Origin of the sequence: Streptomyces sp. NPDC055966 (genome assembly GCF_042269865.1) — a bacterium.
Classification (GTDB): Bacteria; Actinomycetota; Actinomycetes; order Streptomycetales; family Streptomycetaceae; genus Streptomyces.
On the sequence record NZ_JBHJYK010000044.1, the window covers coordinates 1 to 26,347 of the forward strand.

Here is a 26,347-nt window from a genome sequence, read left to right on the forward strand (position 1 = left end):
CACGCCCCCGTCCACTCCCCCGACCAGCACAAACACCCCACACTCCCGGTGCAGACAGCTGACGCACTCCACCGCAACTCACACGTCGCCCATCAACCACGACAGCTACGCCGACCCGTACGGCGTCGACGTAGTCGCGCTCCTGGCCGACGCCATCGCGGGGGTGAGCGCGTGACCACCACGGCCTGGGCCGCCATCACCCTCATGACCAGGCGCCGGGCTCGGAAAGGCGTCACCCTCAGCTGGCCGAGAAATCCAGCACCGGCTGACGGCTGACCCCTTATCGGGGGGCCGACCGACGTTGTGTGATCACTACCGACCCTCACGAGCGACGTCGTTCATGAATCGCTCGATGAGGTCATCGAGCTGGTCGGCGACCGCTGCGTCTGCGGCACGGCCACGAGCGAGATCAAACACACTGGCATTGATGGCCTCCACTATCTGCGGGGTCAGACGGCGAAACTCATCTGCGGCGGAGAAGACGCCCGGGGTGCCAAGCAGCTTCACTACGAGGACCGCCTTGTTGAGTCGGCCGATACAGGTTCCAGCCTGACGCCGCTCCGTGGCTAGGTCCTCGTGCAATGCCGGGTCGTCGCCGTGGTTCAGACTCTGCGAGGGAGCGTGTCTGATGTGAGCGACACTCGCGCGAAGTTCAGTCGCCGAGGCAACAAGCTCGGCATAGGCGGCTTCGCGATCCTCTCGATTCTTGCGTATCTCCTCGTTGGCCCACGTCTTTCGATCCCGCCAAGTCGTGAGCCATCCGCCGAGGCCAACGCCCAAGAGGGCGCCGCCTGCAGTGATGAGCGAAGTCCATGTGTTGTCTGCCACCGCGTCATCGTTGAGGCTGACCGCGCTGCTCGGCAAGTGCTGACGTACTCGTTGACGCGACCCACGGAAGGGATGCGATTAGCCGGAGTTCAGAAACACGCACCCACCTGGAAGGAATCCTGTGCAACAGCCCCACGCCCCCGAGCGGCCCGCAGTTGTCGTCCTGTGCGGCTCCACCACCTACTGGGACGAACTTGCCGAAGCGGCCCTGTACGAGACTGCGGCCGGCCGCATCGTCCTCGCCCCTGGCTGCAACATGAAGGTCCCCCACCCCCTTTGGGCCGATCCGCAGCAGGCCCACCGGCTCAAGCAGGTGCTGGGCACCCTGCACCTGCGGAAGATCGACATGGCGGACGAGATCCTGGTCGTCAACCCCGACGGCTACATCGGCGACAGCACCCGCAACGAGATCGACTACGCCCGCAGCCTTGGCAAGCCCATCCGCTACACCCATCCCGTGAGTGGCCGGGATGACCGTGGCTGACCACGCACCTGCGACTCGGCCAGTCTGACGCACATGACCACACGACCACACGGCGAAGGCCCGTGCGCCCCGCGATGGATTCACGGGGCGCACGGGCCTTTTTGCGTTCCAGCCCAGTTTGGAGACTCAGACTGGTTGGCTTTGTTCACGAGAATGGGTTCTGGCACAGGTTGTGTGGAACCGCCCCGTCGTACCGTGAGGCCGTAGCCGAGTACGGCCGCTGACCTGCTGCTTCGCTGAGCCCAATGTCCTTGCCCGTCGCCGCCGGCCCGGTCCACCACACAACTTGTGCCAGAACCCGAGAATGGGCAGCACGCTGTGCACACGTGGCGGGCCCGCCAGCAAGTGTGCTTGTCTTCGGCGACGGGAGCTATCGCGCTCATCTCCAAAGTGCAGACGCAGGGGTGAGCCGCCTCGAAGAAGGGCGGCGCAGCCCGATTGCCGTGATGGCCATGGCGGCCCGTCAGGTTCGGCTCGACCCAGCACGGGCTCGGGTTGCGGAGCGCGGGTGCCCGGGGCCGAGAGCGGGTAGGGCCTGTTGCGAAAGTGCTGGTCACAGCCACTTGTTGAGGATTGCGACCAGTGCGGTTGCCTCTTGGCGCACGGCGAGTTCGTCGCATCTCGTGGCGGCTGCGCGGTGGCCGCTGGTCGGAACCGGCCTTGACCTCAACCGCACTTAAGGTCCTAGCCTCGCGATCATGACGACCATAAGCACCCCGAGGAACAACACCACCGCGCTCGACCAGCGGCCGATCGCCCTGGTTGCCTGGGGCGCCACCGAGGCGATCCTGCGGCACTCGCAGGCTGCCCTGGCGCGCATCGACATGACCCAGCCCCAGTGGTGGGCGCTCAACAACATCGTCCGGGCCGAGCACGGCCTCACCAAAGAAGAGATCCGTGCCCTGGACGTGCCCTACGGCATGGACACCCAGGTGATGGTCCACGCCGCCGACGCTCTCGTGCACCGGGGCTGGCTCGGCGTCGGCGCGGACGGCCGGCTGACCCTCACGGAACAGGGCCACGAGGGCCTGGCGACGGCGAAGGAACACATGGACCGGGTGCGCTCGGAACTCCTCGGCGACATCGCGGAGGAGGACTACGCGACGGCGGTCTCCGTACTCCAGCACGTCACCGACAACCTCACCTGACGGTGCCGTCGTAGAGGTCGACGTACCCGAGCAGGGGCAAGTTAAGGCCCGCCAGGTGATGCTGCCGAAGGGTTTACCGCGGTCAGAGCTACTCGTTGATCGCTGCGATGAGCACGGTTGCTTCGTAGCGGACCGCGAGTTCGTCGTACCTCGTGGCCACGGCACGGTGCCTTTTGAGGCGATTGATGCCGCACTCAACCGCGTGCCGGGCCTTGTAATCCTCCGCGTCGAACTTCGGCGGCCGCCCGCCCCGAGAGCCGATCTTCTTGCGGTTACGGGCCTGGTCAGCCTTGTCCGGGATGGTGCAGCGGATACCGCGACGTCGCAGGTAGGCACGGTTGGACTGCTTGCCCGCCGGACGCACGGTGAGCACGGCGAACCGTGAGGTCATCCGCCCTTTGCTGCCTTGCCGCCAGGTCACCTCGGCGAGCATGTCCGCGGTGACCTGGGCTGCGTGCTGGGACGATCAACGCCCTCAAGAACTTCCGGTCCGTGGCCACTAGGTTCGACAGGCGTGCCTATGTCTTCCAGGGCACCGTGACCGTCGCAGCGATCCGGCTCTGGCTCCGGGGGTAGATCCATTATCTCCGTGCGGCGAGGCGCCTGTCACCGTTCTCCGGAATGATCTTTACATCCGTTTTGCACCTCTAGGCTTGCGGGCGGAGACAAAGCACGGTTCTGACCTGGGAGTTGAGAGTGGCGCACGACGTTGCCGCGTTGGCGGTGGAACTCACGGACATGGCTGCGGCCGATCACCAGTCCGCATTCCGCGCGAACAGCGATGACCCCGACGAGCAGCTGGCGTGGCGACGGCTGACCGCCCGGCACGGTGACCGGCTCGACGAGATCATGGAGGAATACGGCTGGCCAACGGCGGAGCTGGTTGGCGAGGAGGCCGCACGCGCGGCGTGGCTGATCGCTCAGCACGCCGACCGGCAGCTCGACGTTCAGCGACGGGCTCTCCAGTTGATGCAGCAGGCGGTGTCGGCAGGCTCGGCCAGCCCGCGCGAGCTGGCCTTTCTGCACGACCGCACGCTGGTCAATGAGGGCCGCAAGCAGGTCTACGGCACTCAGATCGCCGGCGTGAAGGACGGGTCACCGGTTCCGTGGCCCTGTGAAGAGCCCGAGCGCATGGACGAACTCCGTGCGGAAGTCGGCATCGAGCCCTTCGACGAGTACGTCGCCAAGTTCTCCATGGCGTGACGCCCGCTTCCCAGTCGCGTCCGGTGGATCACTGCCCGGGCTCACCTGCCGCAGGCAATGCTCCGCCGGACAGGCCCTACCCCCGCTACGAGCACACCTTGTGCGACTACGCCCAGGGCTGCCAGAAGGGCGGCGACCGCACCGGCCCGTTCCTGGCACCTGGCACCGCAACCGGGTTGCGGGTGCGCAACGGGCTGCTGAACAGGCGCTGGATCCTCGACAAGATGCCGGAGTGAGCTGTACTGAGATTTGTGGAGTCCCTGATGCCAGGGTTACGGTCCTGGCGAAGGAGAACCACCAGCACCATGGCAGCACCCCGTAAATACCCCGCCGAGCTCCGCGAGCGCGCGATCCGTGAGGTCCGCTCCACCGGTCGGCCCATCGCCCACGTCGCGAAGGACCTGGGCATCCACAAGGAGGTCCTGCGCGGCTGGGTCCGCCAGGCCGAGGCCGACCGCGGCGAGCGCGACGACCGGCTGACCACCGCTGAGCAGGACGAGCTCAAGCAACTCCGCAAAGAAGTAGCGGAGTTGAGGCGGGCGAACGAGATCCTCAAAACCGCTTCGGTGTTTTTTGCCCAGGAGATCGACCCTCCCCGGACGAGGCCGAGCAGGTGATAGACCACCGCACTTGGAGGTGTCCTTGGGGACGATGGTGGGGTAGCCGACGGGGGGTTGGAGATCAGTGACGTACGGTCATCCCGAAATGTTGATCAGAGCCGCCGTCCAGTCTCACCACGACCCGCTACACCCTCAACAACCCGCCAACCCCAACAAGTTGACGATCTCGCCTCACCGCGCTACGCAACGCAGGTCTGGTGAGTGCCCACCGCGCCGGCCGCTCCGTCCTCTGCGCCCGCACCACCGTCGCCGAAACCCTCCTCGCAGCCGGGCTCCCCTTGAAGCTGCAGATCCCAACCCCCGAAGGTCTTCCGGAGCCGACCGCTTAGCCTGGTGGGGTCATGAGCAGCCACCCATGCGCGAACGGGGCATCCGTGTACACGCCGCCCTGGCGCGGCTCGGCAGTCCCGAGGTACCTGAACCCGCGAATCGGGAGGACCAGCCGGGGCCGACGCCCCGGTACTGGTCCCGCCCACACGCAGCCGGGGCGGGTGTTCCCGCTCGTCCAGCGACTCACTCGTCGCAGGTGCACCGATGACGGTCATCTTCCTGGGCTCCCCTGTGGCCCAGGAAGAATCCCGCTGCTTGCGCAGGTGAAGGTAGCTTCCCGTCAGCCACAGCGTCAACTATAGTTTAGCCACGTCAAGAGAGAGCAGCGCATCGTGCCCCATGCAGGCGAGACAGCGGACCGTGAGACGCCGTTGCCGGCGCCCCCGGTTCCCGTACCCGGTCCCGGCGCGTCCTTCGCCGACCGTCTGAACTACCTGTTCGACAGGGTCCGGGCGCCAGGCGCGGACGAGTTCAGCAACGCCCACGTGGCGCGGACGATCTCCTCGTACGGCCAGGAGAGCATCACCGGCGCGTACATCGGCCAGCTCCGCAAGGGCAGCAAGACGCCCACCGTCAAACTCGTCCCGCTGTTCGGCCGGTTCTTCGGCGTAGAGGCCGGCTTCTTCGTCGAGGACGAGGTGACCCGCAAGGTCGCCGAACAGTTCGAGCTGCTGCGCAAGCTCAGCCAGGCGGGTGTGAAACAGATCGCACTTCGCGCCATCGGACTGTCCCCGCACAGCCTCAACGAGGTCATGCAGAAGATTGATTCCGTGCGGGAGAAGGAGGGCCTGCCCCCCTCCCCCGAAGACGACCTTTCCTGACCAGCCACTACGCTCAACTCCCACGGGGCTCTTGAGAGGAACACGCATGTGGCATCGCCGCCGTGCGCGCCGGCCCGTCGACCGAACCGAAGAAGTCGAGCGGCGCAGCAGAGCGTTCGTCGAGGAACTTGAGCTTCCCGCCGTCAACAGCGTCCTGGAGTTGCGTCCGTTCATCGAGCGGAAGCTCAACCGAGAGATCCGGTTGATGCCGTTCACGCCGGACCTCTCGGACCCGGCCTCCTTGGACCCCTCGACGCCGTGCGGTCTGTGGCTTGCCACCGTCGACACGGACTACCTCTTCTACGACGAAGGGGTCAGTGCGGCATACACCGAGATCGTCGCCGGCCACGAGTTCGCCCACATGCTCAAGCACCGCCACAAGAAGGAGTCCTTGGACGTCGCCGGCCTCGGCGGTCTCATCACGGACATCGACCCTGCCACCGCTCAGCTGGTCCTCGGCCGGACCCAGTACGACGAACCCGACGAGTTCGAAGCGGAGATGATCGGCTCCCTCCTGCAGGAGCACGTGTCCAAGGCTCGGGCGGCCTCCGCCCGAGGCTCCCAGGCCGACGACCCCATAGCCCGCACGCTGCTGCGCTGACCGGAACAGACCACCGTGAAAGACATACTCCACCCCCTGTGTCTCGCGATCGCCGGCACAGGGTTCCTCCTCCTGCTCCGCGACCTGGGCAAGCGGAGACGCGACCCCGCCCTGGTGGTCCTCGCCTTCACGTTCGGGTTCTCCGCGCTCAGCTACTTCATCGCACTCACCTGGGTGTGGGTGCGCATCGACGGCATCCTCGGCGTGCCGAACATCGCTGTGCCGCTGGCCCAGAGCTGCGTCGTCCTCGTCTTCGCCCTCCAGGCCACGGTCCTGGCCTACTGGTCCAGGCCCCTCGACGCGGCCCGGCGCCGCGGCCGCCAGTTGCTCATCACAGCCGGCTGCGTCATCGCGGGCATGGCCTCGCTCTTCGCGCTCCTGGCCCCCACCGTCGAGCGGCCCTTCGATTTCTCGCTCTACTACGCAGGCAATCCGTACTTCCAGGCGTACCTGTGGCTCTACATCGGCGCCTACACGCCGGCCCAGATCTACCTCGCCCGGTCGTGCTGGAAGTACGCCCTCGCGACCGCCAACCGGTCGATCGCCGTCGGCCTGCGCCTCGTGGCCGTCGGCGCGGCCATCACCCTCGGCTACAGCGCCATCCGCATCGGGGCCGTCCTCGGCGCGGTCTTCGGATTCAGCGTCAAGGGTCTCGACCCCTACGCGTGGATCTGCGGCGATGTGGGCGCCACCCTCACCCAGATCGGCTACTTCCTCCCCACACTCGTCCGCCGCGTGGAAGACGGCAGGAACTGGGCATCCGCGCACGTCGGCTACCGGCGCCTGCGGCCTCTGTGGGCCGCCCTGGCCCAGGCACACCCCGGAATCACCCTGCTCCGACCGGACCCTCAGCGCGGTTCCATCCTTCACGGCCGCAGCGCGCACTTTCCCCTTCTGCGACGCCGCACGGAGATCCGCCACGGCCAGAAGCTGCTGCGTCGCTACCTCGACCCCGCTGTACGCACCGAGGCCGAGGCACGGCGCGCGGCCGAAGGGCTGACCGGCGCCGAACTGGTCGCGGCCGTGACCGCCGACCAGATCCGTGCGGCCCTCACCCGTTTCCACACGGACGCCCCCGTCGAGGCGCCAGTCGAGTACGTGGACGCCCACCTGCCCCTGCCGACAGCCGAGGACGAACAGCTTCACCTCGAACGCGTCGCCCGCTTCTTCACTCCGCCCGACCCAGCGACACCCACCACCGATCTCCCCAGCACCGCATCAGGAGCCCATTCGTGATCCTCCGCCGCACCGTGCTCGCCACCACGCCTGCCCTCGCCACCCTCACCGCCGTCACCGCCCTGAGCGCCTCCGCCAGTGCGGGGCCCCACACCGGCACGAGCCGGCGCCGCGCTGCCCCGCTGCGCCTCGCGTCCGCCGGCGACCAGCTCACCGCCCTGCGCGAGGGCAAGATCACAAGTCGTGACCTGCTGGAACAGCACCTGGAACACATCGAGCGAGCGAACCCCGAGCTGAACGCCGTCATCACGCTCGACCTGGAAGGCGCCCGAGCGGCCGCCGACAAGGCCGACCGGCACCTCGCCGAGACCGGGAACGTACTCGGCCCGCTCCACGGCCTGCCGATGACGGTGAAGGACGCCCTCGAGGTCGAGGGCATGCGCACCACATGCGGGACGCCCAGCCTCTCGGGCCATGTCCCCGACAGCGACGCCGACGCGGTCGCCCTCCTGCGCGCCGCCGGCGCCGTCATCATCGGCCACACCAACGTCCCGACCATGTGCCAGGACATCCAGACGTCGAACCCCATCTTCGGCAGGACCCTGAACCCCTTCGACTCCGAGAAGACCGCCGGCGGCTCCTCCGGCGGCCCGGCCGCCGCGGTCGCCGCGGGCTTCACCAGCCTGGAGGTCGGCTCCGACCTCGCCGGCTCGCTGCGCCTGCCGGCCGCGTACTGCGGTGTCTACGCGCTGCGGACCTCGCGCGGAGCCAGCCCGATCGTGCCCACCCGCGGTCACATCCCCCGCCTGCCCGGCTGGGCCACCAGCAGCGACATGATCACGCTCGGCCCGATCGCCCGGACCGTCGAGGACCTCGGTCTCCTCCTGGACGTCATCGCCGCGCCCGCCCCCGCCGACCGCGGCGGATGGAAGATCGACCTGCCGACCCCGGCCAAGACCGAGCTGGGCGACTACCGCGTCGGCATCTGGGCGGACGACGCGTACTGCCGCATCGACGCCGACAGCCGCGCACTCCTCGCCCAGGTCGCCGAGCTCGTCAGGGGACTGGGTGCCACTGTCGACGACTCCACCAAGCCCGTTGACTTCGCCGAGAGCGACAAGCTGTTCCAGCGCCTCATGTACGCCACCGCCTCGGCCACCGCCACCGACACCGCGTTCGCAGCCGACGTCGCGGCTGCCGAGAAGATCACCGCCGACGACCCCAGCGGGTTCTTCCTCCGATCCCGCACCATGCGTCACCGCGACTGGTGCGTAGCCGACGAAGCACGGCAGAAGCTGCGCGGCGCCTGGGACGCCTACTTCGCGGACCACGACATCCTGATCACCCCCGCCACGCCGACTGCCGCCGTCCCCGACCAGAGCAGCACTCCCCTCCCGCAGCGGTACATCACGGTTGACGGCACGAAGCGCCCGTTCTTCGACCAGACCAGCTGGCTCAACCTGGCCAGCCCGGTCGGACTGCCGGCCATCGTCCTGCCCGCCGGCACGACCAGCGACGGGCTCCCGCTCGCCGTCCAGATCATCGGCCCCTACCTCGCCGACCGCACAGTTCTCCATGCGGCCAAGCAGCTCGCACAGCGGCTCCCCGAGCCGGCTCAGCCGTCCGTGTTCTCGACGTAGCCGAATCTGCAGCTCGCTTCGCGGAGTTCCGGGCCGGGTCGGTCCGGAACGTCCGTGAGCCCGGGAAGCCGGTCGCCCAGCGTCGCCGCCCTGACCATGGTCGTCAGACTCGTAGAGTCCGCGCGGAAGCGGTGAGCGGTGGCGGGCCGTGAACGTACGTGCTGACCCACCCGGCCCGTAATGCCGACGACGGCCGGAACCTGCTGGTCTGGGCCCGGACCGGAGTGAAGACGCCGGAGTATCCGAGTCCGGCCGCCCGGGACGAGCAGGGTTCCTGACCATTGCTCACGGCGACGCCCTCCCGGGCCAGATCGGTTCACCCGATAAGGACGAGCCGTTCCCAGTCGGGCGGGACGTCTCCGGCAAGGGAGGCGAGCACGAGTGCGACGCCGGCTGCGCCTTCGAGCAGTCCGGGACTGTCCACGGGGCCGGTGAGCGGATGAAAGTCGCTGAAGCCGAATGTTTTCTGCGGACCGTACTGGCCCAGGACCGATCGGAGGCAGGATTCAGCGTATTCGGTCAGCAGTGGGTCATGAAACGGAAGATCGTCCTGAAATCTCATCAGCAGATGGAGGACGCCAGCCTGGCCATGACAGAACGTCGGGGCCGAGATTCGCGTGACGTCCGGCGGCCGACGGATCGCCGATCTCATGAGCTGGTGTGCGAGGTGCCCCAATGCGGGTTCGGAGAAGGCAAGACCGGCGAGTTGAAGAGAACGAGCGACTCCGAGATTGCCGTAACACCAGGCGACCCGGCTCGGCGTGCTCGTTTCGTGGTTCGGGTGGGAGTCGTGGCGCCGCGGCCACTCCGCGACCCAGGCGTGGCACGCGGGCGAGGGTATGGTGACCGGCACCGGCCACTGGATCGGCGACAAGTCCAAGGCGCTGTGGCACAAGATCTTCTGATGTTGGTGGGGACGACATGAAAAGTACGGCGGACGGCGTCCCCGGGGAGCAGCTGGAGCCGGCGGCGATTCCCCGCCTGGGCACCAGCTGGTTCGACCGGGGCGCCGCGTACTGGCTACGCCGGATCGCACACGGCTGCTTCCAGCTCGCCCTGCTGCTGTTCGCCGGGCTCGTCGTGACCGCCTTCTACGCCGGGTTCTGGGAAGCGGTGGGAGTGCCCCGCTCCGCACGTACCGCGGTGTACGCGGTGACGGCGGTCGCCTGCCTGCTCAGCCTCGTCGCAGGTTACGTGCGCACCCGGCGCGCACCCGTGGAGATCCCCACCCCCGAACAGGCATGGCGCGAGCACCGTTCCCGGCAGCGCAGGAACGCCGCCTCGGCCGCCGGCGGCCGCTGGACGCTGCTGCTCCTCGCGCCCGTCCTGCCCGCCATCGTCGCCTGGGCGATCGGCACCTGGGCCGCCCCGACGCTCGCGCGCCGCACCGCCGCCGAGATCGGCGCCCGCGAGGACTACGAGCGCCGGGTGCGCGAGCAGGAGGCGCGGGCCGAGGCCGCCCGACCGCTCCCGCCCCGCAACCGGGCCGAACGCCGCCACGGACGCCGCTGACCGCGAGCCGGGCCGCTTGCCCAACCCGCCTGCGTAGACGCCCAGTTGACCGGCTCGCGCCGCCCGGCATACGCCGAACCCTCCGCACCCGGCGGCCCTCTGCCGTAGTCCGGCCGGGTGACGACCGGGAGCGGACGACCTGCCCAGGCACCCGGCCATCACGGTGAACCAGTAGCCGTGCAGCGCTCGTGAGCACCCCGGAAGAACAACCCAGCCTCGAGGACGCCCTCGCCGGGGCGGGAGCCGTCCCTGTCGAACGCGCGACGATCCGATCCAGCACAGTCCGCAGGGTGCCCCATCGCCGCTCGGGCCACTGAAGGGCCCACCAATCCGTCGTCCAGCAGCGGATCACAGGCCATAAGCAGCTGCGCCTTGATGTCGATGCGGCCAAGAGGGCGACAGGCGTGATCGCCTGGCAGATCGACACGATCTGACCTGAGTGGCTGCAGCCTGTCGGTCAGGACTTCGTCTCCGGCTGCTTAACTCGCCACCGTGGGTCTGGGACCTCAAGCAGAGGTCCCAGGCTTGCCCAGGGGGAGTTCCTCTATCTCGCGACCGTGCCGGACTGCTTCAGCCGCAAGGCCGTCGGCTGATCCATCGCCGACCACATGCGCGCCAGCCTGGTCGCTGACGTGGGGTTGAGCAGCCAAAGTTCGGTGGTGCGGCTACGGCTGTCGTACTCGCTCTCGGTGATCTTGTTTTCGGGGTCGGGCTCGTGGTCGGCGCGGGCGTGCCGGAGGCCGGCGCTGGTCGGTGTGCCGTCATCGCATTGTTCTCCCTCGGTCTGGACGCCCCGGATAGGCCGGCGAACGAGGGAGCAGCCTGCCCAGGACCCCCTAATGGGCACCGATCCGGAGCCCTCGTCGTAGAGCAGATCCGGATCTCGGGGGCAGGGCCGAGGTCTGGCATTGCTCTGAGCCATGAGCTCTCTGTGTAGGCAGATCCTGCCCTTGCCCCTCTTCCTTACCCACCGGCGCAGTCGCTGTGCGGCGGTCGGGCCCGGGCCAGCCGTCAAGTACCCCTGGGCCTTGAGCCCTTGGACAAGAGTCGGCTCCCGGCCCCGTCCGGCATCACAGCGTCCCTCCCCGACCCCAGGTCCTGCTTGGTGATCGGCTATTGATGATCGTGGTCTGAGCCATCCGCAGGGAACACCTCTCACACAACCGGGAGCCATTCAGCTCCTGCACGGACCGAGGGCCCTGCGGACAGCTGGGGTCACGAACGGCTAATCGGATGCCGGGCCATCGAGCCCTTCCATTAGGGAGACGCGTGCCCCGCGCGGCGGCAGCCAGCCGCACCGTCCCAAAGTCGAGAGGATGCAAGCACCACGATGACCGTCACCTGCGGGATCGACTGGGCCAGCGACCACCACGACATCGCCCTGGTGGACCACGAAGGTGTCCTGGCCGCACGAGCCAGGATCACCGACGACGCCACCGGACTCGAGCAGCTGCTCAAACTCCTGGCCGAACACGGTGACCGTGAGGACGCCCCGATACCGGTGGCCATCGAGACTTCGCGCGGCCTGCTGGTCTCCTGCTTGCGCGCGACCGGCCGCCCCGTCTACGCGATCAATCCGATGGCCGCCGCCCGCTATCGCGAACGCCACGCGGTCACCCGCAAAAAGTCCGACCACCTCGATGCCATGGTCCTGGCCAACATCCTGCGGACCGACAGAGCCGCCTACCGCACCCTGCCCCACGACAGCGAACTCGCCCAGGCCATCGCGGTGCTGGCCCGAGCACAGCAGGACGCAGTCTGGGACCGCACCCAGGCGAGCAACAAACTCCGCTCCCACCTGCGGGAGTACTTCCCTGGCTTCCTCACCGCCTTCGAGAGCGCACGCGAGGGCCTGTGTCACCCTCTCGCCCGGGTCCTCCTCGCCGCTGCCCCCACTCCGGACCAGGCCGCCCGGCTCACCCGGCCCCAGCTCCGGGCGCTGCTGAAGAGAGCCGGCCGCAAGCGGGCCATCGAGGCCGAAGCCGAACGACTCCGTGAGGTCTTCCGGCGGCCCCAGATGCGCCAGCCTGCGCTGGTCGAGCAGGCCATGGGGCAGCAGGCGACCGCCCTACTGCGGCAGCTGGACGCCGCGTGTATTAGTGCGGACGACCTGGCCACCGCGGCCGTCGAAGCTTTCGACACGCACCCCGATGCCGCCATCATCACCAGCTTCCCCGGCCTCGGCGCCCTCACCGGCGCCCGGGTACTCGCCGAGATCGGAGACGACCGGGCCCGCTTCGCCGACGCCAAGGGCCTCAAAGCCTACGCCGGCGCTGCCCCCGTCACCCGGGCCTCCGGCAAACACCTCGCGGTCATGGCCCGCAAGGTCAAAAACCAACGACTCGCCGCGGCCGGCTACGTCTGGGCCTTCTCCGCACTGACCGCCTCACCCGGAGCCCGCGCCCACTACGACCGCCGCCGAAAAGCCGGAGACCGCCACACCGCCGCTCAACGCAACCTCTACAACCGGCTTCTGGGCTGCCTACACCACTGCCTCACCGACCGCATCCACTACACCGAGACCGCCGCATTCCCACCCTCACCCGCCGAGCCGCAGGCCGCAGCTTGACGAGTAAAGCGCATCGGATGTCTACACAGCGACCTTCTCGCACTTCCCAATCGGCGGCCGAGTCGTCGTGGGGAACCGGGCGGCCAAGCCAGCCGAGCCATGAACGGCAGCCGCGTGAAAGCCACACCCGGTTCCCCTGGGTGCCGCAACCCTACGAATGGCTGGTGCGATCCCAGAAGGAAGGTAGAGCCGCGTGAACGTCGCCGAACTCCTCGCCGGCCTCCAGGCCCAGCACGGCGAGGTCACCGCCCGAGCCGCAGAACTACGCGGTCAGATCGAGCACTTGACCGCTGCCCTGGCCGAGACCGAGGCCCGACTCGCGGACCTGGACACCGCCCGGAAGGTCATCGCGGAGGTCGCGCCGGCAGGAGCCGAACCCGGGCCCGCCCGAAACGGGCACCGCCTACCAGGCCATCGTGAACGCCTTCAATCAGCACACCGACCAGGTATTCAGAGCCCGTGAGCTGCACGAACTCCTCGACATGCCCACCGACGAGGCGACCGTCAACGTCACCCGCAGCCGCCTCGGACGCCTCGTCCGACAAGGCTTCCTCACTCAACCCGGACGAGGCCGCTACCAGAAACGGACTTAACGTCCACTGAGAGCGCGAGTTCGATTCTCGTCACCCGCTCCAGAGAGAAACCCCAGGTCAGCGGCCTGGGGTTTGTTTGTTGTCTGATCCAATTCGAGGGCGGCGGGCCCGGTGTCAGTCGTCGATTGCCTGGTAGACGGTGGTCCAGAAGTCGTGAATGAGCCGTGCCGGGTCCGGGGTGGACAGCCCGACCTGGGTGAGCAAGATTCCTGTGAGTTGGTTGTGCGGGTCGGCGTATGCCGTGGTGCCGGTTCCGCCGTCCCAGCCGAACTGGCCGAGGGGCGCGTAGTCGCTGCGGTAGGCGCGCACGGCCATCCCGAAACCCCAACCGCCGTGCTGTCCCTGGCCGAAGCTCAGATGGACGTTGTCACGAGCCAGGGCGGTGCGGGCGGCGTTCTGCTCGGGCGTGAGGCGGTTGGTGGTCATCAGCTCCACCGCGGGCCGGGACAGGATCCGCTCGCCCTCGTGCGTGCCGTGGTCGAGCAGCATCCGGAGGTAGGCGTGGTAGTCGTCCACGGTGGAGACCAGCCCGCCGCCGCCTGACGGGAACGCCGGCGACCGGCTCCACCGTCCTCCCTCAGCCTCGTCCCACACCTGGAACCCCCCGGTCGCCTCGGGGAAGTAGACAGGCGGCAGCCTGTCGATCTTGTCGGCGGGCACGTGGAAACCGGTGTCCTTCATCCCCAGCGGTTCGAGGACGCGCTCGCGCAGTAACGACTCGAACGGCCGGTCCGTGACCCTGGCGACGAGCACGCCGAGCAGGTCGCTTGCGAGGTCGTACTGCCACCGTTGTCCGGGCTGGTACGACAGCGGCAGCTCGCCGAGGCGGCGCATCCACTCATCCGGCTCGGGCGCCGGCCCCGCATCCGGGTCGTAGTTGGACCGCTCAAGGACGGCGGTCATGATCGGGGAGCCCATCAACGTCAGGTCGACGCCGAGCCCGAACGTGGAGGTCAGCACGTCGCGCACGGTGATGGGCCGCTGCGCGGGCACCGTGTCTTCCAGCGGGCCGTCGGCCCGCTTCAACACCTGACGGTCGGCGAGTTCGGGCAGCCACTGATCTATCGGGTCGTCGAGCCGCAGCCTGCAGTCGTCCAGCAGGACCCCCGCCGCCGCCATCGTGACCGGCTTGGAGACGGACGTCATCCGGAAGATCGTGTCCCGGCGCATCGGCGCGCCGCCGTCATGGCGCATCGTCCCGATCGCTTCCACATGTGTCTGGTCGCCCCGGCTGACCAGGGCGACCAGCCCTGGGATCTTCCCGGACTCGACGTGCCGCGCCAGCGTGTCGTGCAGTCTGCTCAGCCCTGTCTGGGAGAAGCCGCTGCGTCGGCCGGTCAGGGTTGTGGACATGGTGGTGCTCCTTTGATGGAACGGACGGATATGGGCTGCCGCGCCCGCGGGGCTCGTCCTCGGGCGAGGCGGCCTTGTTTCGGGGAGCGGATTGCCGACGGCCGAGCCGGTCGGTCGGTGCTGGTCAGAGGCTGTGGGCGGTGATGTCGCCGTCGGAGGTGGTGGCGTGGATGACGAGCTGGTCAGCGCCGCCTTCGGCAGACTTCAGGGAGTTGCGGATCCGACCGTGGGAGGTGCCGGCGTCCAGGGAGGCCGACACGCCGGCGGCGGCGCCGACCGAGATGTTGCCGGCGTCGGTGCGCAGCGTGACGGAGCCGCGGACGGCCTCGGTGATGCTGATGTCACCCTTGCTGGTGCGGATCTCGGCGGGGCCGGTGACGCGGCCGACCGCGACATCACCGGCAACCGTGGTCAGGCGTACGCTGGCGGCCTCGTCGAGGTCGATCGAACCGTGCTCGCCGGCGACGGTTACGTTGCCGAACCGGCCGACGGCCCGCAGTTCGACGCTGGCCGCCTTCACCTCGACATGGGATCCGGCGGGCAGCTGGACGCTCGCCTCGATGGCGCCGGTGGGCCCGAAGTACTGGTTCCTGGCCGGGCCCTGGATCCGCAGGACGCCGTCGGTGCAGTCGACCGTGGTCTGCTCTGCCGCCTTGGAATCGCGGCTCTTGGTGGGGTCCGCGGGGGTGATCTCCACTGCGGTGTCGGCGCGGTCGGTGGCCGTGAACCGGACGTTGCCGGCGGGTACGGCAAGGACGGCGGTGATCGAGACGGGGGTGGTGAACGTTGGCATGACGATCCTCTCCTGACGGTTCGTTACGGCGTCCGTGCTGGTGGACGGACCTTGTCGAGGCTGATGCGGTCGGTGATCTGAGCGGTGAAGCCAGGGTCGAAGGTTGCGCTGACGCCAGGGGTCACCGTGCTGACGTGTCCGCTGGCATGGAGAGGTGTGCTTCGTTCAGGTCGGGCCGGTCGAGGGGATCGCATCCGCGGGTGATTCGGCCCTGGTGGGTAGGACCGGTTGGGGGCAGCCGAGCCGGTCGGCGATCACCTCCAGCACCTGCCTCAGGTCGCGTGCCATGCGGGCGTACAGACCGATCTCGGCGATCCCGGCTGCAAAACCCGGATGCTCGGGAAGAACCCGCAGGACGCGATGGGTCACCCGGGTGCCCACGGGGCAGGCGGTGGCGTGGTGCACCCCGGCGTACCAGCTCTGCACCGCCACTCTCGAGTGGGCCCGGTCCACCTGGATCTCCACCGGCTCCACCGGCCCGGCAAGCTCCGCGCGGTAGGTGTCGGCGCCGGACCCCGCTACGACAGTCATCGCCCCCCGCTGCGCTGCCGAGGCTCTGGCCAGGATCAGCAGGTTGTCATCGCCCACCCGCCCCTCGGCGACGGCGAGCAGGAGAGCGGCGACCGCTTCAACGGGCGCAGCGAGCGTCCCGTGCACGTCCCAGCGGTCGGGCAGCGCATCCAGTTCGGTGAGCAGAGATGGCCTGGTGTCCATGGAGGGAAGCCTCATCGCCGTGGCCCGTCCCCGACGACTCATTCCCCGCTGCCCGGGACGCGGGACATCCCACCGAGACGCAGCTGACCTGCGTCGTCACTCCCCCGGACGGTCGTGGTGCAGGTGTCCCGGGACGGGACGGGACACCTGGGCCAGGGTCGAACGCGCCTCCGGTACCAGGTAGTCGATGCCGTTGGCGGTGGCGATCTCCAGCGCCGCCCGCAAGTGCCGCGCCGCGGCGTCCCGGTCGTCCGTGGCCAGGCAGGACCGCGCGTACAAGAGGCGGCTGCGCGCCATCCAGTGCGGCTCGCCGACGCGTTCGAGGATCCGCACGGCCTCGGCGTGCCTGGCGGTCGCCTCCTCGACGCGGCCGAGGTGGCGCAGGGCGACGGCGACGTCCGTCAGGCTGATCGCCTCGAACACCGCATGGCGGGACGTCCGGTTGATCTCGGCGGACTGCTCGGCGAAGTCGAGGGCGACCTCGGCGTCGCCCCGGCCGAGTGCGGCCCAGCCGAGCACGTCCAGGCACATGCGCTCCGTCTGCCTGTCCAGCGCACGAGCTGCCTCGATCCGCTCCGCGGCGATCTCGTGGGCCTCGTGGAACCTCCCCAGCTGCACCAGCGCGGTACCGATGGCGGTCCACACCCGAAGACGGACGGCGGACCCGTGGGCCAGGGGCAGTGCGACAGTCTCACGCATGAGGGCGATGCCGCCCTCGGCATCGCCTGTGTACGTCAGGGCCTCCCCCAGCTTCATGAGGGTGAATGCCTCGCCGTCGGGATCGCCCTCCGCGGCCATCAGCGCGCGGGCCGCCTCCAGCTGGGGCACCGCCTCCCCCATCCGGCCGACGCGTATCAGCGCGGCCCCCAGCAGGTACCGGTGCGAGGCGAGCATACGGCGGTCGCCGAGCCGTTCCGCGGCGGGCAAGCTGGCCTCAAGTCCCCGGATCAGGCGTGCCACTCCGCCGCGCCGGGCTTCGGAGAGCAGGGCGAGCTGCCCGAGTCCGACCGCGAGCGCGTCGATACGCAGTTCCACCGCGAGCGCGAAGGCAGCCGTGAGGTTGGCCCACTCGGTGTTCATCCAGTCGACGGCTGTGTCGTAGACGGAGAGGTCGGGAAGAGCGGGGGGCGGCTGCTCGACGATGACCGGCAGCGGGATGAGCACCTCGACCCGCTGCTTCACAGCCAGCAGGCCGCTCAGGTAGTAGTCGCCCAGACCGGCGATCGCCGGCACGGGATCGGCCGCGGCCGCCTCGGCGCGGGCGGCCTGCCGCAGCAGGTCGTGCATCCGGTAGCGGCCGGCCGCCGGCTCCTGGAGCAGATGGACATCCACCAGGTCCTCCAGCAGGGCGCGGGCGTTGGCCAGCGGGATCCCGGCCAGAGCGGCAGCGCCGTAGGCGTCGATGTCGTCGCCAGGCACCAGCCCCAGCAACCCGAACATCCGCCGCTGGGCGGCATCGAGCTGACGCAGCGACATCCCGAAGACGTCCGCGACGGCCAACTCGCCCTCGCGCAGACGCTCCACCAGAGTGTCGAGGGTCCATGAGGGCCGGTGCCGCAACCGCGCCGCGGCCACCCGGATGGCCAGCGGAAGGTGTCCGCAGCGGCGCAGCACCTCGCCGACGTCGCCGGGCCGGGTTCCGCCCGCGGACGCGACGAACAGCCGCGCCGCCTCCTGGGGCGGCAGGACGTCGAGGGACAGCGGCCGGGCGCCGTCCAGGTGCACCATCCTGTGGCGGCTGGTGATCACGGCGAAGCTCCGGCCGGCGCCGGGGAGCAGGTCGCGTACGTGGTCGGCGTCGGCGGCGTTGTCCAGCACGACGATCGCGCACCGTGTGGCGAGCTCGGACCGCCACAGCGCGGCCCGTTCGGCGACCCCTTCGGGAATCCCGCCGGGCGGGAGCCCGAGTGCGGCCAGCAGCACGCGCAGCGCCTCCGCGGGCTCGACCGGTTCCCGGCCCGGGGTGAAGCCGTGCAGGTCCAGATAGAGCTGGCCGCCGGGGAAGTCGGCGGTCAGCAGATGCGCGGCGTGCACGGCCAGCGCGGACTTGCCCACCCCTCCCATGCCGTCGATCGCCACCACCGTCGCCTCCCGCGCGGCGGCGAGGAGTTCGGCCAGCTCGTCGCGGCGCCCGGTGAACGCGGTGATGTCGTGCGGCAGGTCGTTGCGTACCGCCGGAACCGGGGTTGCGGCGCCGTCGGCCCGGGGCGCGTCCTTGGCCCGCTCCCACATCTCGCGCAGCGGCCTGGGGTCCCGTCCGGCGACCCTGCACAGCGCCACCACCGCCGGCCACGGCGCGACGGCCTGACCGGAGAAGTAGCGCGACAGCGAGGAGCTGCTGACATGGATCTCCTGCGCCAGTTCGCGCAGGCTCCGCCCGGTCCGGTCGCGCAGCTGCCGAAGGCTGCCCGCCAACTCCTCGCTCACCCTTGCCTCCCCCTATTTCTTGGTTCATCTGTCGATCACCGAAGATAGTGAGGTATGCCGGGGCCGATGAGGACCGACTCCCCCTGTTGGGGTGGCGGCAACTTCCTTGCGGACCGGCCAGAGAGACAGCCGGCGAACGCTCCCGGTGTGGGCTGGAATGACAGCCACGAGTCGGTCGGCATCTCCAAGGAACGATCCCCGCGTGGGCCGGAACCTCTTCACTGCGGCCTGCACCACAGCGGACGGGGCAACAGGCCTGCTGGTTCTCCTCGTGACGGAGCACAGGATCAGACGAAGGCCACCCTCATGTCCGGCGAATGCCCAGGTGAGTGACCTCGTTCGGGACACCGCTCGAGGCCAGAAGAAAAAGAACAAGCTTCGTGCGTGTTTCTGATCCCCGGTCACAGTTGATCAGCTATGCGTTAGCGTCGGTCCGCCGGGTTGTTGTCACGGCGGTGGTTGATCCAGGGAGGGGACAACTAGTGCAGACGGCGTTTGATGAGTCCGAGCGGCGGGCGTGGGCGGGGCAGGCCGATGCCTATGCTGCGAGTTTTGCGAAACTCTGCGCTCATCCGGTGCCTGGGCTCCTCGACGCTGCTGGGGTCAGGGAGGGTGTACGGGTCCTCGATGTCGGGACGGGCACTGGCAGCGCCGCCGCAGTCGCATGTGATCGGGGAGCGAAGGTGACGGCGGTGGATCCCGAACCCGGCATGGTCGCCCGGGCCGCACTGGCAGCTCCGGAAGCTGACGTGCGGCTTGCCACTCTGCCTCACCTGCCGTTCGCCGACGACGAGTTCGATGCCGTGATCGGCAACTTCGTCCTCAACCACGTCGGACGGCCCCAGGAAGCCCTGAGGGAGCTGCGACGGGTGACGCGGCCGGGCGGGCGGAAGCCGTCACCATCTGGGCAGTTCCCACGGCCGCCGGACAGGCCCTGCTGGGCAGGGCAGTGCAGGCGGCAGGCGTCACGCGTCCAGCCCACCTGCCGGCTCTTGCTCCCGAAGACGACTTCCTCCGCACTGAACAGGGCTTCGCCGCGTTGCTCGGTGAGGCCGGTCTGACGGACGTCTTCTGCAACACCTTGACCTGGGATCACCAGACGACGCTCGAGGAGTGGTGGAGCGGACCGGCGGCCGGAGTGGCAACGATCGGCCAGATCGTAACGAGTCAGAACCCGGTGGTCATTGCCGAGATCAAAAACCACTTTGAGTCGTTGAGCGCGGAGTTTACCGGTCCGGACGGTGAACTGATCTTGCCTCACGCAGCCCTGATGGCGCATGGCCAGGCTTGACGTGGCCTTGCCCAAGTGGATGGGCTGAGGCTTCTTTCACCCAGCTGACCTTTGCCTACATGCCTCCGGCGTATCGCCACGGACCCCAGTGCGCCCAGGCGCACCGCGGTGGCGACGGAAGCACACAGCCCGGAAGGCCGGGCTTCCCGGGATGAGACAGGAACAAGCCACATCCCGCCCCACCTGTCACCCCGCCCAGCCCATAAGTCCAACCACACCCCGCTACCTCTTCCGCACCGGAATCCCGCACCTCCAGGACCGTCCCATATCCAGGCAATATAGATGAAAACGACCTCTCACTAGGTGTTTTTGAACCTGGTGAACGGCATCTGGACCGTTTGGAGCGCATTGAACTCGGTGTCTTCAGGACGCGGCACTATGTCAAAATCCAGCGCATGGCTGTTCGATACCCGTCCCCCCTGTGTCCCGGTGACCGTGTTGGTGTTACCTCTCCGTCGAGCGGGGTTGCGAAGGAACTGCATGAGCGCCTCAATGCCGCCGTTCGTGACGTTCAGGACCGCGGGTACGAGGTCGTCATCGGCCGGTGCATGGACGGCTCCGGGCACGTCAGTGCTTCGGCCGCTGACCGCGCGAGCGAACTGATGTCGATGCTGACCGACCCCACCATCAAGGCCATCGTTCCGCCCTGGGGCGGAGAGACCGCGATTGACCTACTACCACTGCTCGACTGGGACAAGCTGCGGGAGGCAGAGCCCACCTGGCTTGTCGGATTCTCCGACATATCGACTCTGATCACGCCGATGACTCTGCTCACCGGGACGGCGACCGTCCATGGCAACAACCTCATGGACACGCCCTACAGAGTGGCCGAAGGACTGCGATCGTGGCTCGACATCGTCGCAGCGCCCCAGGGGCACCGGTTCACCCAGACCCCGCCCGGTCGCCACCGAACCACCGGCTTCGATGACTTCGCCGCCTGCCCCGACATACGCGAGTACACGCTTGACTCCGCGGGCGCCTGGACCCGGCTCGACGGCGGCGGTGACGTGGAGGCTGAGGGAAGACTGATCGGCGGCTGCATCGAAACTCTCTGCAACCTCGCGGGGACGGCCTACCTCGACGTCTCGGCCTTCGCTCGCAACGAGTCACCGGATGGGCTCCTTGTATATGTGGAAGCAGCCGGCGACGATGCCTTCACCATCTGCCGGAACCTGCATGGCATGAGGCTCGCCGGGTTCTTCGACCGGGCAAACGCGGTCCTCGTCGGCCGGACCAACGCACCCGACAACCGGTCACTCAGCCAACACGACGCCGTCCTCGACGCACTTTGTCCTCTCAACGTTCCGATCATCGCCGACATCGAGTGCGGCCACGTCCCGCCCTACATGCCGATCGTCAACGGAGCGCACGGCCGTATCGTTCACACACCAAGCCGAAGCGAACTGACGCAGACCTTGGACTGACGCATCAGACCGGTCGCTGACCTCTGACCGAGGGTCGGCTCAACAGGGCGTCTCCCCACTTCCGGTGAGCTTTTTCGTCCAGCCAGTGCGGGGGCAGGTCGGGCAGTTCGACGGGTGGGCAGGACAAGTCGACGTCCTCGCGGTGGCGTTGGAGGACACCGATCAGGGAGGATGACACGCGAACGCGACCCCTGTTCTTGATCAAAGGCTTCGACAACCTTGATCATCGGGGGTCGCGTTCGTCGCCTCCAGCCCGGACACCTCGGACCGCCTCAGTACGCACGCGCATGATCAGTCCATCTCGCCAAGCGGGAACCATCAGCCCTGGTGACGCACCCGCCAGCCATCGTCACGGGTCTGTGACCAGCACGTCTACAAAGATCAACCCGCCTTTGAAAGCGCCCTGCCAGCGGGGGAACTTCAGTTTCAGGCTGCAGAGTTAGCGGTGGTGATCCTGGGTTTCACGGGGTGAGTTGTTTGGCGATCCTCAGGAGTTCGGCTTCGTGCAGGTCCTGATCCGTGGGGCTCACGATGAATGTGTAGGTCCCGTTCGTCCATGTCACGGTGCTATTGGAGTCCGGGGTGAGCCGACCAAAGTACCCATGGATGGACTCGGGAGTGCCTGCGGCACTCACGGTGAGCTTTCCGGCGATTTGCGTGATGCTCAAAGACGCCTTCTCCGAGGCGCGGTGGTAGAAGCGGGTCCAGGTGGGGCCTGAGTTCCGGTCACGCATGAAGAAGGGTGACAGCAGCTCATGCTGGTCGAAGTCGCTCCAGTGCACGTCAGTTGTAGGCGAGTAGCCTGGCGGGAGATATCGCGGGTTGGCCAGCCGCTTCTGGTCGAGGGGGGCAATGGTCCAGCCGTTACCGGCGTCTACCAGTCGTCGTGTCCCCAGCGGTGACTGCAGCGTCGTGGTCATCTGCTCCTCGATGCCGCCGCAGTGAGGCCGGAGATCGACATCGCTTTCCTTCAGTTCCAAGGTGACGGAATCGCGGGATTCGCTCGCCACCAGGAGGGGCAGGTCCTGCTGGCATGGGGTCCGGCTGTTCAGGGTGGTGATGGTGCGGCCGTCACCGCTCACCAGTACTTCGCCCAAGAGCCCTTCCCCGTGCCTGCGGTCCTTCATGATCGATGCAGTGACGGCAATGGCGAGAGCAGCCCCTACGGCAACGGCCAACATGATGCGCAGGGGCCGACGAAGCCTTTTCGGATCCACGGTCGCGCTCCAAGATGGGCGAGCCAGCTCTCTGGCTTCATTCGATGGGTCGTGTAGCCCTCGGGGCGCTACTCCGGCCTCGCATCATACGGGTTCAACCCCGAGCGATGGCGACCCTCCACAACCTCACCATCGGCCCCATCCGCCAGGCTGCCCGGACAAACATCACCGCCGCCACCGACCACTACCGGTCACGAGCCGACCACGCACTCCAACTATTCGATCTTGAAACCTGAGAACGCATCAGCCCTGGGACTGGGGTCGGGGTCTCCCCGTTTACCTCCCGCCGGATGACTTGGATGGCTTGGACGTGCCGGACTTCCTGCGCTGACCCGGCTATGAGGCCGGGGACGGCAGATCCCGGAAGACGCGAGCTGGCTGCCCGTCCCGCTGACTTCGCGACCGGCATTCCGTCACCTCACGAGCCGCATTTCGGAAGGAGTAGGAACCCCCTGGCCACGGGGTCGGGGACTCGGCCGGGCTCAGGGCAACTCACGGGATGGCGCACAATTCACCAACCTCCGCGTCCTGAACCCCGAAAAAGAGCACTGGCGGCGCGGCGTGGAAGCCTCCGTCATCTACAACCGGCTCCACGGCGACCTGAAAGTCCCGTTCACGTACCGGGTCCCCGGCGGCCAGGAGAAGGAACCCGATCACGAGGGCGAGGGCCAGGGCGGCGAGGGTGAGGGAGCGCGGGAGGTGTGGCCGGCCTCGCTCGCCGCCTTCCCGCTCGGGCAGCGGATCGCCGACGCCCGCCGGCACTACGCCCGCGGCCGCCTCGACCCCGGACGCATCCGGCAGTTGGAGGCGCTGGGCATGATCTGGTCACACCGCGACGTCGCATGGGAAGAAGGACTCACCGCGGCGCGCGGGTGGGCCACCGAGAACGGGCACCTCCTGGCGCCGCTCGACGCCGTCTACCGGGGGCACAAGGTCGGCATCTGGCTGAAGAACGCGCGAGCCGACACCCGCGCCGGGACGCTGGCCCCGGAGCGGTGCGAGCAGTTGGAGGACATCGACCCCGCCTGGTGCCCCACCTGGCCCGTGGAATGGCAGCGCGCCTTCCACCTCGTCCGCCGGCACCTGGACGCCGGCGGCACCCTGCAGATCATGGCGGCGTTCCAAAAGCCGCTGTCGTTCGCCGCTTTCAGCGCCGCCACGGTGGCCCGGGCCGACCGGTGTGCCGTGCGCAGCGAGCAGTTCGCCGCAGCCGCTCGCGGCGAACTGGAGACAGTGGTGCACGAGGTGCTGCCACTGGACGGGGCCGTACTGGCGCACCAGAAGATGGCCGCGGGTGAGGTCTTCGGAAGGATCGTGCTGACACCGTAGTCGAAGGACCCAGTCCAAGTCCTCCCGGTCGCAGGCATCCTCCGCCCTGATCGCCGATCAGTTCAGCGCGGCGTAGGTTCCCGCCGCCGTGAACGCCTCGTCGATGGGCCCGAGGAGCTCGGCCAGGCGGCGGGCGCCTGTCGCGCCGATCGGTCCCCACAGCCGCTCGCACTGTTCGTCGGTCTCGGCCTCGATCCGCTCGCGTGCTGCGGTGCCCGCGGCGGTCGCGACGCCGTCGTGCGCCAGCCAGCCTCGGGTGACGAGCCGTTCGGTGGCCGCCGCCCACTCCTCGTCGTTCCAGTGCCGGGTGGCGCGGATGACCGGTGCGGGGAGGCGGCCGGTGGCGGTGTGGATGACGTTGCAGTCGCAGGGTCCGAGGCGGTTGGCGGCGAGAACGACGAGGTGTGCGTCGCCGCGCCATTCGCGCAGCACGGTGAGCTGCTGCCAGAGCGCGGTCAGCGGGTCGGTGGGGAGCGGGACGGCGGCGTTGGCCGCGGCGAGCGGCTTGCCGGCGTAGTCGGCCGCGGCGACGACCGGGTCGATCAGCGAGCGCGCTTCGGCGATCTGATCAACCGTCAGGCTCACCCCGGCGCGCCGCAGCGCCTGCTCGGCCGCCGTGAAGCGGGCGGCCTGCCAGCGCTCGGGCGGCGCGGCGTCCCAGACGCCCGCCATCGACCGCACCGCGCGGGGGCTGAAGTTGTAGAACGTCGCGAGGGTGACCTGCCATGCAACCGCGCCCATCGGGGCGGAGCGGAACGCGAAGTAGGCGGGCGCGCGGTCGGGCACGCCCAGTTCGGCGGCCTGCCGGGCGGTTTCCGGGACGAGGTAGATGAACCGGTGGGCCGCGTTGACGGCGAGGCTGACCTGGCGGACGGCGTCGATGGCGCTCATCGCGGTGCTTCCTTCCACGGGGTGGATCCCTCTCAACACTATCGATCATATCGTCAATAATCGATTATCTCTATCCCGATTAGACTGCCCCCGTGACACAGGCGACCGATGACCCCGCCCCGGCGGGCAAGCAGATGCTCTCCGAGCGCGTCTACGACCGGCTCCGTTCGGACGTACTGCACGGGATGTTCGCCCCCGGCGCCGCCCTCAAGCCGCAGGAGCTGGCGCAGCAGCAAGGCGTCAGCCTGGCCGTGGTGCGGGAGACACTCGTCAGGATGGTGGGCGACGGGCTCGCCGTCCGCCTGCCCAACCGCGGCTTCGCGACGCCGGCCCTGTCCGACCGCCGCTGGCAGCAGATCACGGAAGCCCGGTTGACCGTCGAACCGGAGATGCTGCGGCTGGCGATCGAGCGCGGCGACCTCGAATGGGAGACCCGCGTGCGAGCGGCGCACCACCGGCTGGCCCGCACCCCGCAGTTCGATCCCGACCACGACGAGTACTACAGCGACGCCTGGGTCGAGGCGCACCGCGGCTTCCACCGCGCGCTGCTGGAGGGCTGCGGGAACTCGATCCTGCTGGAGACCTTCGACCGGCTGTGGACCGCGAGCGAGCTGGCCCGCCGCCTGGCCACCCATCGCAGCGCCGACCGCTCGGCCTCTGACGAACACTCAGACCTGGAGCGGGCGGCGCTCGCCCGCGATCCCGCCGCCACCGCCGCGCTCGTCCGGCACCTGAGCCGCACCACGGCGGCCCTGTCGCCAAGAGATTGACCGACTGATCACTCTTTTATACATTGGCGGCATGGCCCGACCACGAAGTGACGAGCGGCGTAACACCATCCTCGTCGCGGCGACCCGCGTCATCGCCTCTCAAGGGCTGACCGCCGCGTCGACCGCCACCATCGCCAAGGAAGCCGGAGTCTCGAACGGTTCGCTGTTCGTGTACTTCGACACGAAGTCCACGCTGCTCAACGAGCTGTACGTGTCGCTCAAGACCGAGATGGCGCAGGCGGCGTTCGGCGATGAACCGTCCGCGGAGCAGCCGGTACGCGAGCAGCTGCGGCTCATCTGGACGCGGTGGCTGCACTGGGCGACCAGCCACCCGGACAGGCGGCGCGCGCTGGCCCGACTCGAGGTCTCCGACGACATCACGGCCGAGAGTCACGAAATCGTCGACGCGGCGAACCGCCCCGTCGCGGAGCTCCTGGAGCGCAGTCGCCGCGACGGGCCCATGGCGGACGTGCCGCTGCCGTTCGTCCTGACGTTGATCGGAGCCATCGCCGATTCGACCATGGACGCCCTGATCCGGGATCCGGACGGGCCCGCCGACCGCGGCCACCTGGCCTTCGAGGCCGTCTGGCGCGTACTTGCCGGGTAGCGCGCC

24 protein-coding genes and 5 pseudogenes are annotated in these 26,347 nt (G+C 68.6%); 20 read left to right on the top strand and 9 right to left on the bottom strand.

The genetic code is table 11. From position 1 onward, the window contains the following. Positions 1-312: 312 nt before the first annotated feature. Positions 313-828, bottom strand: coding sequence for a hypothetical protein (locus tag ACFC8N_RS46660; protein WP_356040175.1), 516 nt, complete (start codon positions 826-828; stop codon positions 313-315). Positions 829-949: 121 nt separating this feature from the next. On the opposite strand from ACFC8N_RS46660, the gene ACFC8N_RS46665 reads away from it, so the two are divergent. Next, a complete protein-coding gene (locus tag ACFC8N_RS46665) occupies positions 950-1,312 on the top strand; it encodes a hypothetical protein (RefSeq protein ID WP_362821855.1) in 363 nt (120 codons plus the stop codon). 698 nt (positions 1,313-2,010) lie between these two features. Beyond that, complete coding sequence (locus tag ACFC8N_RS46670) at positions 2,011-2,460, top strand: MarR family winged helix-turn-helix transcriptional regulator (protein WP_376295783.1); 450 nt, start codon at positions 2,011-2,013, stop codon at positions 2,458-2,460. A gap of 88 nt (positions 2,461-2,548) precedes the next feature. On the opposite strand, the pseudogene ACFC8N_RS46675 reads toward ACFC8N_RS46670, so the two are convergent. Further along, a pseudogene (locus ACFC8N_RS46675) lies at positions 2,549-2,806 on the bottom strand (IS5/IS1182 family transposase); the annotation flags it as partial. Positions 2,807-2,922: 116 nt separating this feature from the next. Between ACFC8N_RS46675 and ACFC8N_RS46680 the strand changes: the two are divergent. The 9 genes and pseudogenes from ACFC8N_RS46680 to ACFC8N_RS46720 all read left to right on the top strand — a co-directional run. Continuing rightward, positions 2,923-3,036 (top strand): annotated as a pseudogene (locus tag ACFC8N_RS46680) (IS5/IS1182 family transposase); the annotation flags it as partial. A 120-nt stretch (positions 3,037-3,156) separates the two neighbouring features. Further along, complete coding sequence (locus ACFC8N_RS46685) at positions 3,157-3,663, top strand: DUF6624 domain-containing protein (RefSeq protein ID WP_356038703.1); 507 nt, start codon at positions 3,157-3,159, stop codon at positions 3,661-3,663. Between the two features lie 98 nt (positions 3,664-3,761). Further along, a complete protein-coding gene (locus ACFC8N_RS46690; RefSeq protein WP_376295785.1) occupies positions 3,762-3,899 on the top strand; it encodes a hypothetical protein in 138 nt (45 codons plus the stop codon). 69 nt (positions 3,900-3,968) lie between these two features. Continuing rightward, on the top strand, positions 3,969-4,280 hold the full coding sequence (locus tag ACFC8N_RS46695) for a transposase (RefSeq protein ID WP_376295787.1): 312 nt from the start codon (positions 3,969-3,971) through the stop codon (positions 4,278-4,280). A 173-nt stretch (positions 4,281-4,453) separates the two neighbouring features. Further along, positions 4,454-4,612, top strand: a pseudogene (locus ACFC8N_RS46700) (transcriptional regulator); the annotation flags it as partial. 333 nt (positions 4,613-4,945) lie between these two features. Continuing rightward, a complete protein-coding gene (locus ACFC8N_RS46705; protein WP_079173681.1) occupies positions 4,946-5,434 on the top strand; it encodes a hypothetical protein in 489 nt (162 codons plus the stop codon). A gap of 46 nt (positions 5,435-5,480) precedes the next feature. Further along, positions 5,481-6,035: a hypothetical protein gene (locus ACFC8N_RS46710; RefSeq protein ID WP_245790855.1), complete on the top strand. Its 555-nt coding sequence runs from the start codon at positions 5,481-5,483 to the stop codon at positions 6,033-6,035. Positions 6,036-6,050: 15 nt separating this feature from the next. Then, positions 6,051-7,271: an MAB_1171c family putative transporter gene (locus tag ACFC8N_RS46715; protein ID WP_376295789.1), complete on the top strand. Its 1,221-nt coding sequence runs from the start codon at positions 6,051-6,053 to the stop codon at positions 7,269-7,271. Next, on the top strand, positions 7,268-8,851 hold the full coding sequence (locus ACFC8N_RS46720; RefSeq protein WP_376295790.1) for an amidase family protein: 1,584 nt from the start codon (positions 7,268-7,270) through the stop codon (positions 8,849-8,851). Before ACFC8N_RS46715 ends, ACFC8N_RS46720 begins: the two co-directional genes overlap by 4 nt. Positions 8,852-9,167: 316 nt before the next feature. Here the strand turns inward: ACFC8N_RS46720 and ACFC8N_RS46725 are convergent. Further along, positions 9,168-9,596 (bottom strand): annotated as a pseudogene (locus tag ACFC8N_RS46725) (lanthionine synthetase LanC family protein); the annotation flags it as partial. Positions 9,597-9,612: 16 nt separating this feature from the next. Between ACFC8N_RS46725 and ACFC8N_RS46730 the strand changes: the two are divergent. The 4 genes from ACFC8N_RS46730 (at position 9,613) to ACFC8N_RS46745 (ending at position 13,525) form a co-directional block, all read left to right on the top strand. Then, positions 9,613-9,756 carry a hypothetical protein gene (locus tag ACFC8N_RS46730; protein ID WP_376295828.1) on the top strand — a complete coding sequence of 48 codons (144 nt, stop codon included), beginning with the start codon at positions 9,613-9,615 and terminating at the stop codon, positions 9,754-9,756. Between the two features lie 16 nt (positions 9,757-9,772). Beyond that, entirely contained in the window at positions 9,773-10,363 is a 591-nt protein-coding gene (locus tag ACFC8N_RS46735; RefSeq protein ID WP_376295792.1) for a hypothetical protein, read from the top strand. Between the two features lie 1,330 nt (positions 10,364-11,693). Beyond that, positions 11,694-12,932: an IS110 family transposase gene (locus tag ACFC8N_RS46740; RefSeq protein ID WP_376295793.1), complete on the top strand. Its 1,239-nt coding sequence runs from the start codon at positions 11,694-11,696 to the stop codon at positions 12,930-12,932. Positions 12,933-13,348: 416 nt separating this feature from the next. Beyond that, positions 13,349-13,525 (top strand): hypothetical protein, encoded by a 177-nt coding sequence (locus ACFC8N_RS46745; protein WP_376295795.1) that lies wholly within the window; start codon positions 13,349-13,351, stop codon positions 13,523-13,525. Positions 13,526-13,639: 114 nt separating this feature from the next. On the opposite strand, the gene ACFC8N_RS46750 is transcribed toward ACFC8N_RS46745, so the two are convergent. The 4 genes from ACFC8N_RS46750 to ACFC8N_RS46765 form a co-directional block, all read right to left on the bottom strand. Next, positions 13,640-14,878 (bottom strand): serine hydrolase domain-containing protein, encoded by a 1,239-nt coding sequence (locus ACFC8N_RS46750; RefSeq protein WP_376295796.1) that lies wholly within the window; start codon positions 14,876-14,878, stop codon positions 13,640-13,642. Between the two features lie 124 nt (positions 14,879-15,002). Then, positions 15,003-15,671, bottom strand: coding sequence for a DUF4097 family beta strand repeat-containing protein (locus ACFC8N_RS46755; protein ID WP_376295798.1), 669 nt, complete (start codon positions 15,669-15,671; stop codon positions 15,003-15,005). A 165-nt stretch (positions 15,672-15,836) separates the two neighbouring features. Further along, positions 15,837-16,385: a hypothetical protein gene (locus tag ACFC8N_RS46760; RefSeq protein ID WP_376295799.1), complete on the bottom strand. Its 549-nt coding sequence runs from the start codon at positions 16,383-16,385 to the stop codon at positions 15,837-15,839. 96 nt (positions 16,386-16,481) lie between these two features. Then, positions 16,482-18,812 carry a tetratricopeptide repeat protein gene (locus ACFC8N_RS46765; RefSeq protein ID WP_376295800.1) on the bottom strand — a complete coding sequence of 777 codons (2,331 nt, stop codon included), beginning with the start codon at positions 18,810-18,812 and terminating at the stop codon, positions 16,482-16,484. 482 nt (positions 18,813-19,294) lie between these two features. Between ACFC8N_RS46765 and ACFC8N_RS46770 the strand changes: the two are divergent. Further along, positions 19,295-20,103 (top strand): annotated as a pseudogene (locus ACFC8N_RS46770) (class I SAM-dependent methyltransferase). A 395-nt stretch (positions 20,104-20,498) separates the two neighbouring features. Then, positions 20,499-21,527 (top strand): S66 peptidase family protein, encoded by a 1,029-nt coding sequence (locus ACFC8N_RS46775; protein WP_376295801.1) that lies wholly within the window; start codon positions 20,499-20,501, stop codon positions 21,525-21,527. Between the two features lie 461 nt (positions 21,528-21,988). Here the strand turns inward: ACFC8N_RS46775 and ACFC8N_RS46780 are convergent, their stop codons facing one another. Next, complete coding sequence (locus ACFC8N_RS46780; RefSeq protein WP_376295802.1) at positions 21,989-22,744, bottom strand: hypothetical protein; 756 nt, start codon at positions 22,742-22,744, stop codon at positions 21,989-21,991. Between the two features lie 528 nt (positions 22,745-23,272). Here ACFC8N_RS46780 and ACFC8N_RS46785 point away from each other — a divergent pair. Next, the gene (locus ACFC8N_RS46785) at positions 23,273-24,073 is read left to right on the top strand and encodes a Helicase associated domain protein (protein ID WP_376295825.1); all 801 of its coding nucleotides are present in this window, start codon (positions 23,273-23,275) and stop codon (positions 24,071-24,073) included. Between the two features lie 57 nt (positions 24,074-24,130). Here the strand turns inward: ACFC8N_RS46785 and ACFC8N_RS46790 are convergent, their stop codons facing one another. Continuing rightward, positions 24,131-24,964 (bottom strand): hypothetical protein, encoded by an 834-nt coding sequence (locus ACFC8N_RS46790; protein WP_376295803.1) that lies wholly within the window; start codon positions 24,962-24,964, stop codon positions 24,131-24,133. Positions 24,965-25,056: 92 nt separating this feature from the next. Here ACFC8N_RS46790 and ACFC8N_RS46795 point away from each other — a divergent pair, with 92 nt between their 5' ends. After that, entirely contained in the window at positions 25,057-25,734 is a 678-nt protein-coding gene (locus tag ACFC8N_RS46795) for a GntR family transcriptional regulator (RefSeq protein WP_376295804.1), read from the top strand. 31 nt (positions 25,735-25,765) lie between these two features. Continuing rightward, complete coding sequence (locus ACFC8N_RS46800; RefSeq protein ID WP_376295806.1) at positions 25,766-26,341, top strand: TetR/AcrR family transcriptional regulator; 576 nt, start codon at positions 25,766-25,768, stop codon at positions 26,339-26,341. The last annotated feature ends 6 nt before the right edge of the window (positions 26,342-26,347 follow it).